The 16,216-nt window shown below is 65.5% G+C and carries 15 protein-coding genes; 9 read left to right on the top strand and 6 right to left on the bottom strand.

The window, feature by feature from the left end:
• Positions 1–132 precede the first annotated feature (132 nt).
• Both WDM24_RS40110 and WDM24_RS40105 read right to left on the bottom strand, forming a co-directional pair.
• Positions 133–582: a hypothetical protein gene (locus WDM24_RS40110; RefSeq protein WP_338694702.1), complete on the bottom strand. Its 450-nt coding sequence runs from the start codon at positions 580–582 to the stop codon at positions 133–135.
• A 125-nt stretch (positions 583–707) separates the two neighbouring features.
• Positions 708–983 (bottom strand): BolA family protein, encoded by a 276-nt coding sequence (locus WDM24_RS40105; RefSeq protein ID WP_029079592.1) that lies wholly within the window; start codon positions 981–983, stop codon positions 708–710.
• 109 nt (positions 984–1,092) lie between these two features.
• Between WDM24_RS40105 and WDM24_RS40100 the strand changes: the two genes are divergently transcribed.
• On the top strand, positions 1,093–1,731 hold the full coding sequence (locus WDM24_RS40100) for a J domain-containing protein (RefSeq protein ID WP_029079593.1): 639 nt from the start codon (positions 1,093–1,095) through the stop codon (positions 1,729–1,731).
• A gap of 197 nt (positions 1,732–1,928) precedes the next feature.
• Here WDM24_RS40100 and WDM24_RS40095 read toward each other — a convergent pair whose 3' ends face one another.
• Entirely contained in the window at positions 1,929–3,023 is a 1,095-nt protein-coding gene (locus WDM24_RS40095; RefSeq protein WP_338829626.1) for a citrate synthase/methylcitrate synthase, read from the bottom strand.
• A 76-nt stretch (positions 3,024–3,099) separates the two neighbouring features.
• Between WDM24_RS40095 and WDM24_RS40090 the strand changes: the two genes are divergently transcribed.
• Positions 3,100–4,323, top strand: a complete 1,224-nt coding sequence (locus tag WDM24_RS40090; protein ID WP_338829625.1) for a citrate synthase family protein — start codon at positions 3,100–3,102, stop codon at positions 4,321–4,323.
• 3 nt (positions 4,324–4,326) lie between these two features.
• Here the strand turns inward: WDM24_RS40090 and WDM24_RS40085 are convergent, their stop codons facing one another.
• Positions 4,327–4,989, bottom strand: coding sequence for a DedA family protein (locus WDM24_RS40085; RefSeq protein WP_338829623.1), 663 nt, complete (start codon positions 4,987–4,989; stop codon positions 4,327–4,329).
• Positions 4,990–5,281: 292 nt separating this feature from the next.
• Here WDM24_RS40085 and cobS point away from each other — a divergent pair, with 292 nt between their 5' ends.
• The 5 genes from cobS (at position 5,282) to WDM24_RS40060 (ending at position 10,936) form a co-directional block, all read left to right on the top strand.
• Positions 5,282–6,280, top strand: coding sequence for a cobaltochelatase subunit CobS (gene cobS / locus WDM24_RS40080; RefSeq protein WP_166301633.1), 999 nt, complete (start codon positions 5,282–5,284; stop codon positions 6,278–6,280).
• A gap of 3 nt (positions 6,281–6,283) precedes the next feature.
• On the top strand, positions 6,284–6,694 hold the full coding sequence (locus WDM24_RS40075; protein ID WP_338694711.1) for a GNAT family N-acetyltransferase: 411 nt from the start codon (positions 6,284–6,286) through the stop codon (positions 6,692–6,694).
• Positions 6,691–8,589, top strand: coding sequence for a cobaltochelatase subunit CobT (gene cobT / locus WDM24_RS40070; protein ID WP_166301639.1), 1,899 nt, complete (start codon positions 6,691–6,693; stop codon positions 8,587–8,589). Before WDM24_RS40075 ends, cobT begins: the two co-directional genes overlap by 4 nt.
• 3 nt (positions 8,590–8,592) lie before the next feature.
• Positions 8,593–9,687 carry an esterase-like activity of phytase family protein gene (locus tag WDM24_RS40065; RefSeq protein ID WP_338829622.1) on the top strand — a complete coding sequence of 365 codons (1,095 nt, stop codon included), beginning with the start codon at positions 8,593–8,595 and terminating at the stop codon, positions 9,685–9,687.
• A 136-nt stretch (positions 9,688–9,823) separates the two neighbouring features.
• Positions 9,824–10,936: an NADH:flavin oxidoreductase/NADH oxidase gene (locus tag WDM24_RS40060; protein ID WP_338829621.1), complete on the top strand. Its 1,113-nt coding sequence runs from the start codon at positions 9,824–9,826 to the stop codon at positions 10,934–10,936.
• 21 nt (positions 10,937–10,957) lie between these two features.
• On the opposite strand, the gene WDM24_RS40055 is transcribed toward WDM24_RS40060, so the two are convergent.
• Positions 10,958–12,472: an FAD-dependent oxidoreductase gene (locus tag WDM24_RS40055; protein WP_338829620.1), complete on the bottom strand. Its 1,515-nt coding sequence runs from the start codon at positions 12,470–12,472 to the stop codon at positions 10,958–10,960.
• Positions 12,473–12,535: 63 nt separating this feature from the next.
• On the opposite strand from WDM24_RS40055, the gene WDM24_RS40050 reads away from it, so the two are divergent.
• Positions 12,536–13,174 carry a TetR/AcrR family transcriptional regulator gene (locus tag WDM24_RS40050; RefSeq protein ID WP_338829619.1) on the top strand — a complete coding sequence of 213 codons (639 nt, stop codon included), beginning with the start codon at positions 12,536–12,538 and terminating at the stop codon, positions 13,172–13,174.
• Between the two features lie 105 nt (positions 13,175–13,279).
• Positions 13,280–14,380, top strand: a complete 1,101-nt coding sequence (locus WDM24_RS40045) for an LLM class flavin-dependent oxidoreductase (RefSeq protein ID WP_338829618.1) — start codon at positions 13,280–13,282, stop codon at positions 14,378–14,380.
• Positions 14,381–14,457: 77 nt separating this feature from the next.
• Here the strand turns inward: WDM24_RS40045 and WDM24_RS40040 are convergent, their stop codons facing one another.
• Complete coding sequence (locus WDM24_RS40040) at positions 14,458–16,140, bottom strand: phospholipase D-like domain-containing protein (protein WP_338829617.1); 1,683 nt, start codon at positions 16,138–16,140, stop codon at positions 14,458–14,460.
• Positions 16,141–16,216: the final 76 nt, after the last annotated feature.

Raw genomic sequence — 16,216 nt, 5'->3', positions numbered from 1 at the left:
GCAGGCCTATCCCCGTCACCCTGAGGAGCCGCGAAGCGGCGTCTCGAAGGGTCGACGGCCACCAGCCGGGCCGTGCATCCTTCGAGACGCGCTACGCGCTCCTCAGGATGACGGGTCTGATAGGCGCGCCGGCTACTCGATATCGATCGAGATGCCCGACAACTTCCACGCGCCGTCGGAGGCGATGAAGCCGAGCTGATACTTCACCTGCTTCGGCGTGGTGTCGAAATGGCCCTTCAGCCGCAGCACGCCCTTGTCGTCGATCTTGGCGTCCTCATCGAGCACGATCGGCCTGGCGACCACGGCGTCGAACACGGCGTGCTTGTCGACCAGGTCCTTGAAGATCGTCTTCAGCTTGTCGGGCGGAAACTGGTCGCGGAACGGTTTTGAGATCTTGGCGTGGAACACGGAGAAATTATTCGCCGCCACCGCATCGTTGAGCGACACCAGGATGCTCTTGATCAGCACCTCCTGGACGAACGGGCTCGGCATATCCAGCGCCGCGGCCGGGCGGATTGCACAGATCAGGAGCAGGCCGGCGGCGGTTGCGATCGACCGGAGGCGTGGCCAGCAAGGGATCATCAACGGCCCCACATAGATCGGTGGCGATGCGATACGCTGACCTGCCCGCATATGGTGCAGGTCCGTCGCCGAGTATCCGTCCTCAATAAAGGAAAACTGTGGCGGCGTCTTGAGGCCAGCGCGAACTAGCGCGGCTTTTCCCCGAGGGCGTGTGCATGGATCGCCAGCGCGTGCACCGAGCCGGCGAGTTCCTGCGCCAGCGTCGCATTTATCATGCGATGGCGTTCGATCCGGCTCTTCCCTTCGAAGGCCGGAGACACAATATATACACGGAAATGCGTCTCGCCGCCTGGCCTGTGCCCGGCGTGGCCCTCATGCAGATGTGACTCATCGACCACGTCGAGGCTTTCCGGCAAGAAAGCTTCACGCAACTTGTTTATGATAGTGTCTTTGGTGCTCATGGCGGCGGAGTTAGGTCCGCGTCGGCTTTTCGTCAATGGTGCAAGCGGGAAACGAGGTCTGCGCAATGTCAAGACTTGAAGAATTGTGCATTGCGTAGTCAAAGAGAACATGCCGATCGATTCATCAAAATTCTTCGACTCCATTCGCATCAAGCCGACCAAGGTGAGTGCGAAGCGCACGGCGCAGGCAGGCGAGCAGGCTGTGACCTGCGAATGGGCGGGTTGCCAGAACAAGGGTGCGCACCGCGCCCCGAAGGGCCGTGAGAATTCGCGCGAGTACTGGCACTTCTGTCTCGATCACGTCCGCGAGTACAACCAGTCCTACAATTTCTTCCAGGGCATGAATCCCGACGACGTCGCGCGCTACCAGAAGGACGCGCTGACCGGCCATCGTCCGACCTGGAAGATGGGCGCCAACAGCGGCAAGAAGGGCGACGATGGCCTCGACGCCGCCTCCGATCCGTTCCACGTCTTCTCCGAGCTCAACGGCCGCGGCCGCTGGCGCCCCGGACCGGGCGGCGCGGAGCCCAAGCCCGAGACCCGCAAGGTCATGAATGCCGAGCGCAAGGCGCTTCTGGTGATGGGGCTCGGCGCCGGCGCGACGCTGGAAGACGTCAAGGCGAAGTACAAGGCGCTGGTGAAGCAGCACCATCCCGACGCCAATGGCGGCGACCGCTCCACCGAAGATCGCCTGATCGAGATCATCAAGGCGTATAATTATCTGAAGACCGTGGTGCGCGAGGCCTGAACTCTGGCCTTCGCCGCTCCTACGCGAGGATGCGGAGCTTCCGCACCTCCCCTTGAAAAGGGGAGGTCGCTTTGCTCGCGAGAGCAAAGCGGGTGGGGATCTGTTCCCTCCACAAACAGTGTCGTCTGCGGCTGACCCCCCATCCCGACCTTCCCCCTTTCAGGGGGAAGGAGAAGAGCCTCGTAGCCCGTTAGCACTCAGCCCTTCGGCACTGCCCCGACATAGGACGAACTCGGCCGGATCAGCCGTCCGGTGCGCCGCTGCTCCAGCGCGTGCGCGGTCCAGCCCGCGGCGCGGGCCACGGCGAAGATCGGCGTGAACGCCTGCCGCGGGATTTTCAGCCCGTCGAGCAGGATCGCGGTGAAGAACTCGACATTGGTCTCGAGCGGCCGCTCCGGATTCTTCTTGCGCAATGCCCCGCGGATATAGGCCTCGACCTCGCCGGCAAACGGCAGGTCGGCGCCGTCGGCCTCCAGGCGCTCGATCGCGACCTTCAGCACGTCGGCACGCGGGTCGCGCACTCGATAGACGCGATGGCCGAACCCCATCAGCCGCTCGCCGCGCGCCAACGCGTCGTCGACCCAGGGCTTGATGCGCTCGCGCGTGCCGATCGCATCCAGCATCTCCAGCACCGGCTCCGGCGCACCGCCATGCAGCGGACCGGTTAGCGCGCAATAGCCGCCGGTGATGGCCGCGAACAGGTCGGCCTGGGTCGATGCGATCACCCTTGTGGTGAAGGTCGACGCGTTCATGCCGTGGTCGCAGACGGTGACGAAGTACGCGTCGAGCGCGGCGACCTCGCGCGGTGCGGCCTTTCGGCCCAGCAGCATCCGCAGCGTGTCGGCGGCGTGGCTGGCATTCGCCTCGGGCGCGATCGGGTCGCTGCCACGGGCGCGCTGGACCAGGGCGCCGGCGATCACCGGGAAGGCGCCGACGATGGTCGCCTCGTGCTCCAGTCCGTTCTCGCCGCGCAATCCTGCGATCGCGGCGCGGAAGCCGTCGACGATCGACATGCCGCGGGTCGCCGGCAGCAGGTCCTCTAGCCGCGCAAAGGCGCGTTCGCGGGCGGCGCCGAGGCTGGCGCGGACATTGGCCTCGCTCAGCGACTTGCCGGTGGCGCCGTTCCACAGCCGCGCGGTGACGCCCTCGAAGCTCGACTTGCCCGCGAGGTTGGCGACGTGCTCGCCCGCGATGATTAGTTCGCCGCGCTCGCCGTCCACATGGCTCAACACGGTCTCAGCGGCGGGAACGCCGTCCAGACCGATCTGACTCTTGGTGAGATGCACATTCATGGCCCGATCTCCTTGCTTCACGCCTTCAAGGTCGGGCCTCTCGACGAGTTGATCAATCTTGATTATATAAATCAATATGAAAAAATCCGCCGAGCTCTACCTGTCCGCCCGGGAGGCCGCCGCCGAGCTCGCGATCTCGCCGGCGACGCTCTACGCCTATGTCAGCCGCGGCCTGATCCGCTCCGAGCCGTCACCGGATTCGCGCAGCCACCGTTACCGGGCCGAGGACATCAGGGGCTTGAAGGAACGCCGCGTGCCGTCGCCGGAGCCGCGCGGGTTGCGCAATTTCGACGCCGACCTGCCGGTGATGGATTCGGCGATCGCCACCATCACCGAGCAGGGTCCGATCTATCGCGGCGTGAACTGCGTCGATCTCGCCGAGCGCGACACGCTGGAGCACACCGCGACGCTGCTCTGGGACGTCACCGGCGTCGATCCGTTCGCCTCGGACAATTGTCCGCATGTCTCCGATGAAATGCGCGCGATCGCGGAGGCCGCGCGCCGCGCCCAGCCGATCGACCGCACGGTCGCCGTGCTGGCGCTGGCGGCAAGTGCCGACCCCGGCGCCTTCACCCGTGCGCCCGACGGCCGCGCGATGGTCGGCGGGCGCATTCTGCGGCTGCTGGTCGCGACCATGCTGAACGCGGCTCCATCGGCAGACCTGTTGCATGAGCAGGTGGCGCGGGTCTGGACATCGGACAACAAGCACGCGCCCGATCTGATCCGCCGCGCGCTGGTGCTGCTCGCCGAACATGAACTGAACGCCTCCACCTTCACCGCGCGCTGCGCGGCATCGACCGGGCTCAATCTGTACGACGCGGTGATTGCGGGGCTCGTTGCGCTGAAGGGGCCGATGCATGGCGGCGCCGGCGTGCTCGCTTCGCGCCTGGTCAGGACAATGATCGACAACGACGTTGCGCCGGTGGTTCGCGAGCGCGTCGCGCTGGGCGAGCGGTTCGCCGGCTTCGGGCACGGCGTCTACAAGAAGGGCGACCCGCGCGCGATCTCGCTGCTCGAGGCGCTGAGCCGGGCCGGCGCGCCGCGCAAATTCACCCGGGAGGTGCCGGAGCGGATTGCGGAGGCGACCGGCGAATTCGTCAACATCGATTACGCGCTGGCGGTGCTGGTGCATGCGCTGCGGATGCCTGCGGGCAGCGAGCTCGCGCTGTTTGCGATGGCCCGCAGCGTCGGCTGGATCGCGCATGCCAGCGAGCAGCTACAGCTCGGCAAGCTGATCAGGCCTCGCGCGCGCTATGTCGGCCCGGCGCCCGGGCGGAGCACGACGACGAACAGTCTGTAGTCGCTATTTTGCCGGCTTGGCCGGTTCGATCAGGCTGCCGCCATGCCGCCGGCGGATGGTCCAGATCGCGAGCGCCAGGATCACGGCGCCGCCCGCCACCGCAAACATCCAGAGATGCTTGCCGACATGCCCGTGATGCGGCAGCCCGGCATAGTCGTGCAGCGCGGTGACGGCGAGCACGCCGGGCAGCACATGCGCCGGCGCCCAGAGCAGGATCGCGGGGATGTTGACGGCGTAGAAGCGCGCCGGCGGCATGTCGAGCGCTCCGGCCGTGAGCGGCACGAAAGCGCGGATCGGCGGCACGAAGCGGGCGAAGAACACCGCGAGCACGCCCCAGCGGTTGAAGAACGCCTCGCTCTGCGCGACCACGCGCGGGTAGTTGGAGAGTGGCCAGGCCGAGAGGATCTCGCGCTGGCTGCGGTGGCCGATCATATAGGCCGTGCCGTCGCCGAGCATCGCGCCGGCGGCCGCCGCGGCGAGCACCGGCCAGAGCTTCAATTCGCCGCCCGGCACCAGTGCGCTCAGCGCCAGGATGATGGTCGAGCCCGGCACCAGGGAGCCGACCACTGGCACCGCCTCCAGCAAGGCGGCCAGAAACAGCGTCAGATAGGCAAGCCAGGCATGGGCCGAAACGAACGCGATCAAGGGGTCAAGGAATGAAGTCACAAAATTCCCATGTGGCGGTGATATAGATCTGAGAGCTACCAACTCCCCGCCGGGCTGAAAAGTGCCCGGCCGGGCAGGCCGCATTGGCGCTGCGGCGAAAGTACGGCGGGATTTGCAGGGCAGCCTTCCAAAAACCGAGTTTCACTCCTATCTTTATGATAGAACAACGAAACTTTGATTTGCCCGCGGGCTTCTGCCGGCCGTTGCTCTCTGCTAGGCTTGTGCGAAGCACCCCATCCGCAGCCAAATGACCTAATCTGGTTTCGGGAATGCCCGGGACCTCGGAGGATGAATGACGACCGCCGTCCAGACCAAAGCGCAAGAACCCGTCGGAATGCCCGACATGAAGGTGTCGGTGCGGCAGGTCTTCGGGATCGATAGTGATCTGGAAGTGCCCGCTTATTCCGAAGTCGATCCGCACGTGCCGGAAGTCGATAGCGACTATCGCTTCGACCGCGCCACCACGCTTGCGATCCTCGCCGGCTTCGCCAAGAACCGCCGCGTAATGGTCACCGGCTATCACGGCACTGGCAAGTCGACCCACATCGAGCAGGTTGCGGCCCGCCTCAACTGGCCCTGCGTGCGCGTCAACCTCGACAGCCACATCAGCCGTATCGATCTCGTCGGCAAGGATGCCATCGTGGTCAAGGAGGGCAAGCAGGTCACCGAATTCCGCGACGGCATCCTGCCCTGGGCCTTGCAGCACAACATCGCGCTGGTGTTTGACGAATACGACGCCGGCCGCCCGGACGTGATGTTCGTGATTCAGCGCGTGCTGGAAGTCTCCGGCCGCCTGACGCTGCTCGACCAGAACAAGGTGATCAAGCCGCATCCGGCGTTCCGCCTGTTCTCGACCGCCAACACGGTCGGCCTCGGCGACACGTCCGGCCTCTATCACGGCACCCAGCAGATCAACCAGGGCCAGATGGACCGCTGGTCGATCGTCACCACGCTGAACTACCTCGCCCATGACGAGGAAGTGGAGATCGTGCTGGCCAAGGCGAAACACTATCGCACGCAAGAAGGCCGCGACATCGTCAACAAGATGGTGCGGCTTGCGGACCTCACCCGTAACGCGTTCGCCAATGGCGACCTGTCGACGGTGATGAGCCCGCGCACGGTGATCACCTGGGCCGAGAACGCCGACATCTTCAACGACATCGGCTTCGCGTTCCGCGTCACCTTCCTCAACAAGTGTGACGAGCTGGAGCGGCCGCTGGTCGCCGAGTTCTATCAGCGCTGCTTCAACGTCGAGCTGCCGGAATCCTCGGTCAACGTGGCGCTCAGCTAGTCCATGCCGAAAATCTCCGTCGAGCGCACAGTCACACAGACGAAGAAAGCGGTGCTCGGCGGATTGCTCCGCTACAACAACGAGAAGATGGGGAAGCAGAAGTACAAGCGCTTCGCCATCTCGCTGCGGCAAGGCGACGAGATCGTCGGCGGCATCGTCGGCGAGGTCTGGACCGCGGTGTTGTTCATCCAGTTGTTCTGGATGGAGCAGAAGTTTCGCAACAAGGGTTTTGGCGCGAAGCTGATCAAGGCGATCGAGGACGAGGCGCGGCGCTTCGGGGCGACGCGATCCTATCTGGATACGATGAGCTTCCAGGCGCCGGGCTTCTACCGCGCCAACGGATATAAAGAGTTCGGTTCGATTGAGGGGTATCCCGGCGGCGTCACGCGCCACTGGCTTACGAAATCACTATGACAACCTCCAACATCAAATTCCGTCCCGGGTCGAAGGAAGCACCGACCGAGCCGTTCAAGCGCTCGGTGTCGGCGTGCCTGAAGGCGATCGCCAAGAAGCCGGAGCTCGAAGTCAGCTTCGCCGCCGAACGTCCCGGGCTTGCGCCCGGCAAGGCGCGGCTGCCGGAGCCGGCGCGCAAGATGACCAAGCGCGACGCGGCGATCGTGCGCGGCCACGCCGATTCGATCGCGCTGAAGATCGCCTGCCACGATCCCAAGGTGCATCGCAAGCTGATGCCGGGCAATCCGCAGGCGCGCGGCGTGTTCGAAGCGGTCGAGCAGGCGCGCGTCGAGGCGATCGGCTCGCGACGAATGTCAGGCGTTGCCAAGAACCTCACCGCGATGCTCGACGATCATTTCCACCGCGGCAAGTATGACGAGATCACCGACCGCGCCGATGCGCCGCTGTCGGATGCGCTGGCGATGCTGGTGCGCGAACGCCTGACCGGCATGGCGCCGCCCGCGGCCGCCAAGAAGATGGTCGATCTCTGGCGCCCGACGCTGGAGGACAAGATCGGCTCGCGGCTCGACAAGCTCAGCCGCTTCACCGAGGACCAGGCCAAGTTCGGCGACCTCGTCCATGATCTACTGTCGGCGCTCGATCTCGGCGACGACCGCAACATGGATTCCGACGATGACGAGGACCAGGACGAGAACCAGGACGGCGAGAGCGATCAGTCCGGTGCCGAGGGTTCGCCCGATTCCGATGCCGCGCAGGAGATGAGCGCCGACCAGGCGCAGACGACGGCAGAAGAGATGAGCGAAAGCGCGATGGAGAGCGCGCAGGCCTCCACCAGCGATACGTTCGACGACGGCGAGCTCGGCGACGACGAGACGCCGGGCGAGGCGACGCGGCCGAATTCGCGCGGCCAGAACGAGCCGCGCGGTCCGGAATATCATGCGTTTGCGCCGAAGTTCGACGAGGTGATCGCGGCCGAGGATCTCTGCGATCATGACGAGCTGGAGCGGCTGCGCTCCTATCTCGACAAGCAGCTTGCGCATCTGCAGGGCATCGTGGCGCGGCTCGCCAACCGCCTGCAGCGCCGCCTGATGGCGCAGCAGAACCGCGCCTGGGAGTTCGATCTCGAAGAGGGCATCCTCGATCCGGCGCGGCTGTCGCGCGTCGTCACCGATCCCTATCACCCGCTGTCCTTCATGCACGAGAAGGAGGCGACCTTCCGCGACACCGTGGTGACGCTGCTGCTGGATAATTCCGGCTCGATGCGCGGCCGCCCGATCACGGTCGCCGCCACCTGCGCCGACATCCTGGCGCGCACGCTGGAGCGTTGCGGCGTCAAGGTCGAGATCCTCGGCTTCACCACCCGCGCCTGGAAGGGCGGGCAGTCGCGCGAGGCGTGGCTTGCCGCCGGCAAGCCGGCCAATCCTGGCCGCCTCAACGATCTGCGCCACATCATCTACAAGTCGGCCGACGCGCCGTGGCGTCGCGCGCGGAAAAATCTCGGCCTGATGATGCGCGAGGGTCTGCTCAAGGAGAACATCGACGGCGAGGCGCTCGACTGGGCGCACAAGCGCCTGCTGGCGCGTCCCGAGCAGCGCCGCATCCTGATGATGATCTCTGACGGTGCGCCGGTCGACGATTCCACGCTGTCGGTCAATCCGGGCAATTATCTGGAGCGGCACCTGCGTCACATCATCGACGAGATCGAGACCCGCTCGCCGGTCGAGCTGATCGCGATCGGCATCGGTCACGACGTCACGCGCTACTATCGCCGCGCCGTCACCATCGTGGACGCCGAAGAACTCGGTGGCGCCATCACCGAAAAGCTCGCCGAACTGTTCAGCGAGACCCACGGCTCGGCGCCCGCCCAAGGCACCCGGCGCCGCCTCCACTCGTGAGACATGCGCTCACCCCTTAGCCGCCGCCGTTTCCTTCGAGATATGGCGGCGGGACTGTCGGCGGCCGCGCTGCCGCGTCTCGCGCAGGCACAGAGCGCCACCGAGCCGCCGCTGACGCCGGGACCGGCCGGCAGGCCGGGCCGTCATCGCGTCGACGAACCTGTCGCGGTCGAGGTCAATGCGCGGCCGCTGCCGTCGTTCGACATCCGCGATCGTGCGCGCACGCAGTTCGGCGCGCTGGAATATCGCAGCGGGCTGATCCTGACCTCGTCGTTTTCCGGCTTCGGCGGCCTCTCCGCGCTGCGGCTCGATCCCAAGGGCGAGCGCTTCATCGCGGTCAGCGATCAGGGCAGTTGGTTCACCGGTCGCATCGTCTATCGCGGCCGCGAGATGGCCGGGCTCGACGATGTCGAGGCGGCGCCGCTGCTCGGGGCCGACGGCAGGCCGATCACCGCGACGCGCGGCTGGTACGATTCGGAATCGCTCGCACTCGACGGCTCGTTCGCTTATGTCGGGCTCGAGCGGGTCAACCAGGTGCTGCGCTACGATTTTTCCAAGGGCTTTACCCGGTCGCGCGGCGAGGTGGTGCCGCTGCCGGCGGCGGCGCGCAAGTTTCCCAACAACAAGGGACTGGAGGCGCTGGTCTTCGTGCCCAAGGTGATGCCGAAAGCCCAGCCGCTTGCCGGCACGCTGATCGCGTTCTCGGAGCGCGGGCTCGATGCCGGCGGCAATCTGATCGCCTTCCTGGTCGGCGGCAAGACGCCGGGGCAGTTCAGCGTGCGCCGCACCGAGAATTTCGACATCAGCGACGCGGTGCTGCTGCCGTCGGGCGATCTCTTGATCCTGGAGCGGAAGTTCTCCTGGCTCGGCGGCGTCGGCATCCGCATCCGCCGCCTCGTGCTGTCCGACATCGCGCCCGGCGCCGTCGTCGACGGCCCTGCGATCTTCAACGCCGATCTCGGCAACGAGATCGACAACATGGAAGGCATCGACGCCCATGTCACCGCGGAGGGCGAGACCGTGCTGACCATGATCTCGGACGACAATTTCTCGCTGATCCAGCGCAACCTGTTGCTGCAGTTCACGCTGGTGGACTGATCTGCCGCGCCCAAGGGGCGGCGCTATCGCATTGCTGATCTGCGTCCCGGCCCGCGTGGCCGTCCGGACGGTTGGTGATCGCGGCCGCCGCCTCTATCTTAACCGTGCCCTTTCCCCGATCCCGGATACCGTCCACATGAGCACCCTGTTTTCCCCGATCGAACTGCGCGGTCTGAAACTCTCCAATCGCATCATGGTCGCGCCGATGTGCCAATATTCGGCGATCGACGGCTCCGCCAACGACTGGCACTTCACCCATATCAACATGCTGGCGCTGTCGGGCGCCGCGATGTTCTGTATCGAGGCCACCCATGTCGAGGATATCGGGCGGATCACGCCGGGCTGCCTCGGGCTTTACAGCGATGCCAACGAGGCGGCGCTGAAGCCGATCCTGGCCTCGGTGCGCAAGCATTCGAAGGCGGCGGTCGCGATGCAGCTCGCCCATGCCGGCCGCAAGGCCTCGAGCCAGCGGCCCTGGGAAGGCGGGCAGTTGATCCCGATTGCCGAAGGCGGCTGGCAGACGGTTGCGCCGTCGGCGGTCCCGCACAAGGAAGGCGAGGCCGCGCCGGTGGCACTCGACGAGGCCGGCCTGAAGCGCATCCGCGAGGCCTTCGTCGCGTCGGCGAAGCGCGCCGACCGGCTCGGCATCGACGCGCTCGAGCTGCACAGTGCGCACGGCTATCTCTTGCACCAGTTCCTGTCGCCGCTCGCCAACAAGCGCACCGACCGCTACGGCGGCTCGCTCGAGAACCGCATGCGTTTCCCGCTGGAAGTGTTCGATGCGGTGCGCGCCGTGTTTCCCGATCGCAAGCCGGTCGGCGTCCGGGTCTCGGCGACCGATTGGGTCGAGGGTGGCTGGGACGTCCCGCAGACCATCGAGTTCACCAAGGAGTTGAAGAAGCGCGGGGTCGACTGGATGGACGTCTCCTCCGGCGGCGTCTCGGCGCTGCAGAAGATCCCGCTCGCACCCGGCTATCAGGTGCCGGCGGCGCAGGCGGTGCGGGAGGCGACCGGCGTCACCACGATGGCGGTCGGCCTCATCACGGAAGCGAAGCAGGCGGAGGAGATCGTCGCCTCGGGGAAGGCCGACATGGTCGCGCTCGCCCGCGGCATGCTCTACGACCCGCGCTGGGGCTGGCACGCCGCCGCCGAGCTCGGCGGCGAGGTGAACGCGCCGCCGCAATATTGGCGCTCGCAGCCCTCGACGCAGAAGGCGCTGTTCGGCAAGACCACGTTCGGGGCGCGCTGACAGCGCGCCTCGCCAGCGAGGTCAATGATGCGTGGCGGGCCCGAACCAGCGCACCAGCGCGGCGTCGAGGCCCGCTGTGTCGGTGTCGTCGGCCGCCCAGGCGATGCAGGCATCCGGCCGGATTAGCAACGAAGGGCCGCTGCGTCTTGGCATGCATCGGACAAAGATGTCCCAGCGAGCTGCGACCGCTGACGCAGCTCCGCCGGTCGCATCGACCAGCACGGCCCTGCCGTCCTCCATCTGATCGAACAGCGTCGTTTCGGCGCCCTCGTCGCCGAGTGCGAAATTGCCGGCGAGCCGGCCGACCAACGGATGATCGCTGCCGAGGTCGTAGCGGATCTTGATGCCGCTGATCATTTCGCCGAAGTAGCGCGTGCCCTCGTCGAGGCTCATCAGGTCGGCGACTATGTCGCGCAAGGCGTCGGTCATGACATCCGGCCGCATCAATGCGACCTGGGCGCGGGTGTTGGCGAGCACTTTCGCCGCGATCGGATGCCGCTCCTCGGTGTAACTGTCGAGCAAGCTGTCCGGCATGCGATCGCAGACAACCGCCGCAAGCTTCCAGCCGAGGTTGACTGCATCGAGCAGGCCGAGATTCAAGCCTTGTCCGCCGAACGGCGAGTGCACATGCGCCGCGTCGCCCACCAACAGGATACGTCCCTTGCGATAGTCGGCGGCCTGCCGCGCATTGTCGGTGAAACGCGTGGCGGTCTTGACGGCGGTGACGCGGACGTCGGCGCCGCTGATCCGGCGCAGGGTGCTCTCGATCTCCTCGCGCGTCACGGGCGCGCTGCGATCGGCCGGCGGTCCGTCGAACTCGGCGAGGAACACCCGGCCGGGAATCGGTCCATACGCCATCATGCCGACAGGCGTTCGCCGCCAGCCGACTGGCAGCAGCCGATCCGGATGATCCAGGTCGACAATGGCCTGGTGTCCGGTGAGGGTCGGGTCGGTGCCGGGAAACTCGAAGCCGGCGCGCTTGCGCACCGCGCTGCGTCCGCCGTCGCAGCCGACAAGATAGGCCGCCTGCAGCTCGATCTCGCCGGACGCGCCCTTCGTCCGCGCCACGACGCCGTCTCCGTGATCCCTGAAATCGATCAGCTCGCAGCCGCGCCTGATCTCGATCCCGAGCGCCCGGGCGCGCTCGCCCAGCATCTTCTCCAGGGCTTGCTGGTTCACGTCGCGCAGCCGCCGGTTCGGCTCGTGCTGCCGTGTCTGGTCGATCAGGAAAATGCCGGAGAAGTGACCGCCGAATTTCTTGAACGGAAGTTCGCTCTGGCCGTCCGCGCCCTTCATGAGCGTCGACATGCTCTCCGCCATGGCGCGTTCGACCGCATCCATCGCATCGGCAAGACCGCGGCGTTCCAGTGCTTCGCCTGCGAGGGCGCCGATCGCGCCGGCCTTGATGGTCTGGTCGGGCTCCATCAGCCGCTCGATGACGACCACGTCGGCGCCGCCAAGGGTCAACTCGATCGCCAGCAGCAGTCCGGTCGGCCCGGCGCCGACCACCACCACATCCGTTCGTTCACGCGTCACGCCGTCACGCCGTCACCATATTTTTATACTCAGTATAATATTTAGTATGGTACAAATTTCCGCATGTCAAATCGGGATGGATTGCGGGAGCGGAAGAAGGAGGCGACGCGTCAGGCGATCTCGGACGTCGCCACCGAGCTGTTTTTGGAACGCGGCTTCGACAATGTTTCGGTGGCCGAAATTGCCGAGGCCGCCGAGGTCTCCCGGATGACGGTGTTCAATTACTTCCCGCGCAAGGAAGATCTGTTCTTCGACCGCGAAGAGGAAAGCCGCCAGATTCTGAAGGCAGCGTTCGCCGGGCGAGCGCCCGGCGAAGCGCCGCTCGTGACCCTGCGCAGGCTGGTGCAGAGCCTGGCGGATCGGGCGCATCCGTTCGCGAAATTCACCGATGCAACGGCGAAATTCTGGCGCACCGTCGCAGAGAGCCCGGCGCTCGCGGCACGGGCGCGCGAGATGCGTGACGAGTTCATCGACGATCTCGCGAGCGTGCTGGCGGGTGCGATCAAGCGGCCGCTCGCCGATGCCGATGCCCGGCTGGCAGCTTCGATGGTGGTGTCCGCAATCACCGTCGCCTATGCGGAAGGGCTCCGCGCGCACAAGGCCCGCAGATCGGCCGCATCGTCACGCGAGGCCTTCCTCCAGATCATGGAGCGAAGCTTTTCGGGGATCGCGGCCATGCTGAAGGATACGCCCTACGCATAAATCCCGGCCCGGCTGCGTGCGATAAGGCCATTGTTCTGCCGCGGCCATGGCGGGTACTCTTCCATCGCGTGCGGAAGACACGCATCAGACAAAGAGAGGAAACCCATGGAACTCGGATACTTCGCGATGCCGTCGCATCCGCCGGAGTGCGGATTGAAGGAGGGCCACGACTGGGACCTGCAGGTGCTGCGCTGGCTTGACGAGCTCGGCTACCAGGAAGCCTGGATCGGCGAGCATCACACCGCACCGTGGGAGCCGCACCCGTCGCCTGATCTGCTGGTCGCGCAGGCGCTGCTGCAGACCAAGAATCTGCGGATCGGCCCCGGCGGTTTCCTCTTGCCCTATCATCACCCCGCTGAACTCGCGAACCGCGTTGCGATGCTCGATCACATCTCGAACGGGCGATTGAACTTCGGCGTCGCCGCCTCGGGGCTGCCGAGCGACTGGGCGATGTTCAATGTCGACGGCATGTCGGGCCAGAACCGCGACATGACCCGCGAAGCGCTCGAGATCATCCTGAAAATGTGGACCGAGCCCGCGCCGTGGACCCACAAGGGCAAGTTCTGGACGGTGACCAAGCCGGACACGATGTTCGATTTCCTCAAACCCCACATCAAGCCGCAGCAAGCGCCGCATCCGCCGATCGGCGTTGCAGGCCTGTCGAAGAACTCGGACACGCTGAAGCTCGCCGGCGAGCGCGGCTTCATTCCGATGAGCCTCAACCTCAATCCTGCTTATGTCGGCAGCCATTGGGACTCAGTGGAAGCCGGCGCAGCCAAGACCGGCCGCAAGCCGAGCCGCAAGGACTGGCGCATGGTGCGCGAGGTGTTCGTCGCTGACACTGATGCGGAGGCGTGGAAGCTCTCGACCGGCGACATGATGGGCCGGATGATGGGTGAGTATTTTCTCCCCTTGCTCGGTCACTTCGGTTTCAAGGATTATTTGAAAGCCTCGCCCGACGTGCCTGACAGCGACGTCACCGTCGAATATTGCGCCCGCAACAACTGGATCGTCGGTTCGCCCGCGACCGTCACCGAGAAGATCGAGAAGATCTATCAGGAGGTCGGCGGCTTCGGCGTGCTGCTGGTGTTCGGCTTCGACTACAAGCACAAGCCCGAGGCTTGGCACAATTCGCTGCGGCTGCTGAAGCAGGAGGTGCTGCCGCGGCTGAAGCATCTCGACGCCTCGGTCGGCCGCGCGGCGTAGCGCGTGAGGAAGAACGCGGGGCAGCCGCAACGCTGCCCTGTGTTTCATGTCATGACCCCCGATAGGAGATCAGGCAGTCAGGTCGTGCCGAGCCAGAACCGCGTCTCGGTTTCCGCCCAACCCTTGCCGATGCGGTTGCTCAGCCAGGCATCGCTGCGCTTCAGCCCCTTGTCCTTCTGGCCCTCCGGCGTGTTGCGCCAGGCCTGCCAGCGATACTGACCGTAGATGCTGACGATGCGCGCGGCGTAAGTTAGCGCGAGCTGCGAATCGCCTCTGATAATGACGAGATTGTCGTCGTTTTTGGTGCTGGCGCGGTCAGAGAAATTGTGCGAGCCGGTCATGACCACCGGATTCTTGCCGGCCGGATCCAGCACGATCACCTTGCTGTGCACGGCGATCATGAATTTTCCGGTGTTCTTGATCTCGTGCTCCCACCAGTCGGCGGTCTTGTCGATGCCGGCGGGCCGGATCACGTCGGCGATCTGCTTGCCCTTGAACACCTGCTGCTGGCCGTCGCCGGCCAGCAGTTGCAGCTGATCCATCGGGCTGTCCTTGCCCTGCGCCGGGAAATTGTTGAGCACGCCGCGGACATAGAGCTTCTTGTCCTGCGCCTTCTTCAGGATCGGGCCGAGCAGGCCCTTGTTGCCGGGATTGAGCATCAGGCACACCGCGCCATGCTCGGTGTCCTCGATCATCTTGGTGGCTTCCTTGAGATCGCCGCTCTTGGTGGTCGGCGTGAACCAGACGCTGACCTTCGACGGGCCGATGGTGAACGGCCATTCCTTATCGCCGGCCACCGCCAGCGCCTTCGGCGACTTGCTGCCGTCGGCGTAGATCAGCTTCCAATGGTCGTGATAGGCCGCGGCGATCTTGTCGTCGGTGATCTCCAGCCCGTTGTTGTTCTGGGTGCACAGTCCGGTGCGCGTCCAGTTGGTGCTGCCGGTCCAGACCGCCTTCGGTGTCTGCGCGCCGTCGCAGAACACCGCGAACTTGTTGTGCGCGTAGCGGCTCGGCGCGATCTTGCGGCGAACGATGTCGACGCCGGCCTTCTTCAGCACGCCGGCGTTCTTCTCGGTGTCCTTTGCCGTGGCGTCGGACTTGCCGGTGCTGTTGCCGAGCACGACATGGGCCTTGCCCTTCAGCGCGCTCAGCGCCGCGATCAGTTCGGGATCGTTGAGCTCGTAAAGCGCGAGATAGACGTCGCGCTTGTTCTTCTTGGCATCGGCCAGTAACGCGAGCAGGCGGGCGCCAAGCTGTCCCTTGAGGAAGTCGCGAATCTTGTTGCCCTTGGTCGAGATCGCCTTCTCCAGCGTCTGCGCCGGCTTCTTGTCCTTGCCGATCGCGCGCGACAGCCATTGCGCCGAGATCGTGCCGCGGTTGAACCATGGCTTCAGTGGACCCGACGGCGTGGCGGAGACGTAGTCAGTCCACGTCGACGGCGCGTTGGCCGCAGGCTTTACCTTGGTATCGCCGTCCTTGAGGACGGGCACCACGCCGTAGCGGACCGGCGCATCGGCCGGCGCCAGGAAATCGGTCCAGTTGGTCTTCTGCACCGGCCATTCGGTGCTCGGCCGATGCTCGCCGGACTTGTGGCCCTGCGCCTGATCCTCGAACCCGACCCAGGTGTCGACCACGGTCGCGGTCTTGCCCTGCTGCTGGCGATACAGCGCGAAGCCCAGACAGTTCGGGATCATTGCCGATACTTCCCAGACCACAAAGATGCCGTCTGTGGTTGGAAACGCCTGAATTCGGGAAATCATGGTGATGCCTCCAAATCGCTGGTGAAAAATAGCCGGTCGATATGAAACTGGCGCGTCAGCACTCCCCGGGGATCCG

It is taken from the genome of Bradyrhizobium sp. 27S5 (genome assembly GCF_037217225.1).
Lineage (GTDB): Bacteria > Pseudomonadota > Alphaproteobacteria > Rhizobiales > Xanthobacteraceae > Bradyrhizobium > Bradyrhizobium septentrionale.
This window is presented reverse-complemented; position numbering and strand designations above follow the sequence as displayed.

Coding starts and splice junctions, on each gene's coding strand:
- WDM24_RS40060 (WP_338829621.1), top strand. CDS start 9,824: ATGAGCACCCTGTTTTCCCCGATCGAACTGCGCGGTCTGAAACTCTCC.
- cobS (WP_166301633.1), top strand. CDS start 5,282: ATGACGACCGCCGTCCAGACCAAAGCGCAAGAACCCGTCGGAATGCCC.
- WDM24_RS40075 (WP_338694711.1), top strand. CDS start 6,284: ATGCCGAAAATCTCCGTCGAGCGCACAGTCACACAGACGAAGAAAGCG.
- WDM24_RS40050 (WP_338829619.1), top strand. CDS start 12,536: ATGTCAAATCGGGATGGATTGCGGGAGCGGAAGAAGGAGGCGACGCGT.
- WDM24_RS40065 (WP_338829622.1), top strand. CDS start 8,593: ATGCGCTCACCCCTTAGCCGCCGCCGTTTCCTTCGAGATATGGCGGCG.
- WDM24_RS40095 (WP_338829626.1), bottom strand. CDS start 3,023: ATGAATGTGCATCTCACCAAGAGTCAGATCGGTCTGGACGGCGTTCCC.
- cobT (WP_166301639.1), top strand. CDS start 6,691: ATGACAACCTCCAACATCAAATTCCGTCCCGGGTCGAAGGAAGCACCG.
- WDM24_RS40100 (WP_029079593.1), top strand. CDS start 1,093: ATGCCGATCGATTCATCAAAATTCTTCGACTCCATTCGCATCAAGCCG.
- WDM24_RS40110 (WP_338694702.1), bottom strand. CDS start 582: ATGATCCCTTGCTGGCCACGCCTCCGGTCGATCGCAACCGCCGCCGGC.
- WDM24_RS40090 (WP_338829625.1), top strand. CDS start 3,100: ATGAAAAAATCCGCCGAGCTCTACCTGTCCGCCCGGGAGGCCGCCGCC.
- WDM24_RS40105 (WP_029079592.1), bottom strand. CDS start 983: ATGAGCACCAAAGACACTATCATAAACAAGTTGCGTGAAGCTTTCTTG.
- WDM24_RS40040 (WP_338829617.1), bottom strand. CDS start 16,140: ATGATTTCCCGAATTCAGGCGTTTCCAACCACAGACGGCATCTTTGTG.
- WDM24_RS40045 (WP_338829618.1), top strand. CDS start 13,280: ATGGAACTCGGATACTTCGCGATGCCGTCGCATCCGCCGGAGTGCGGA.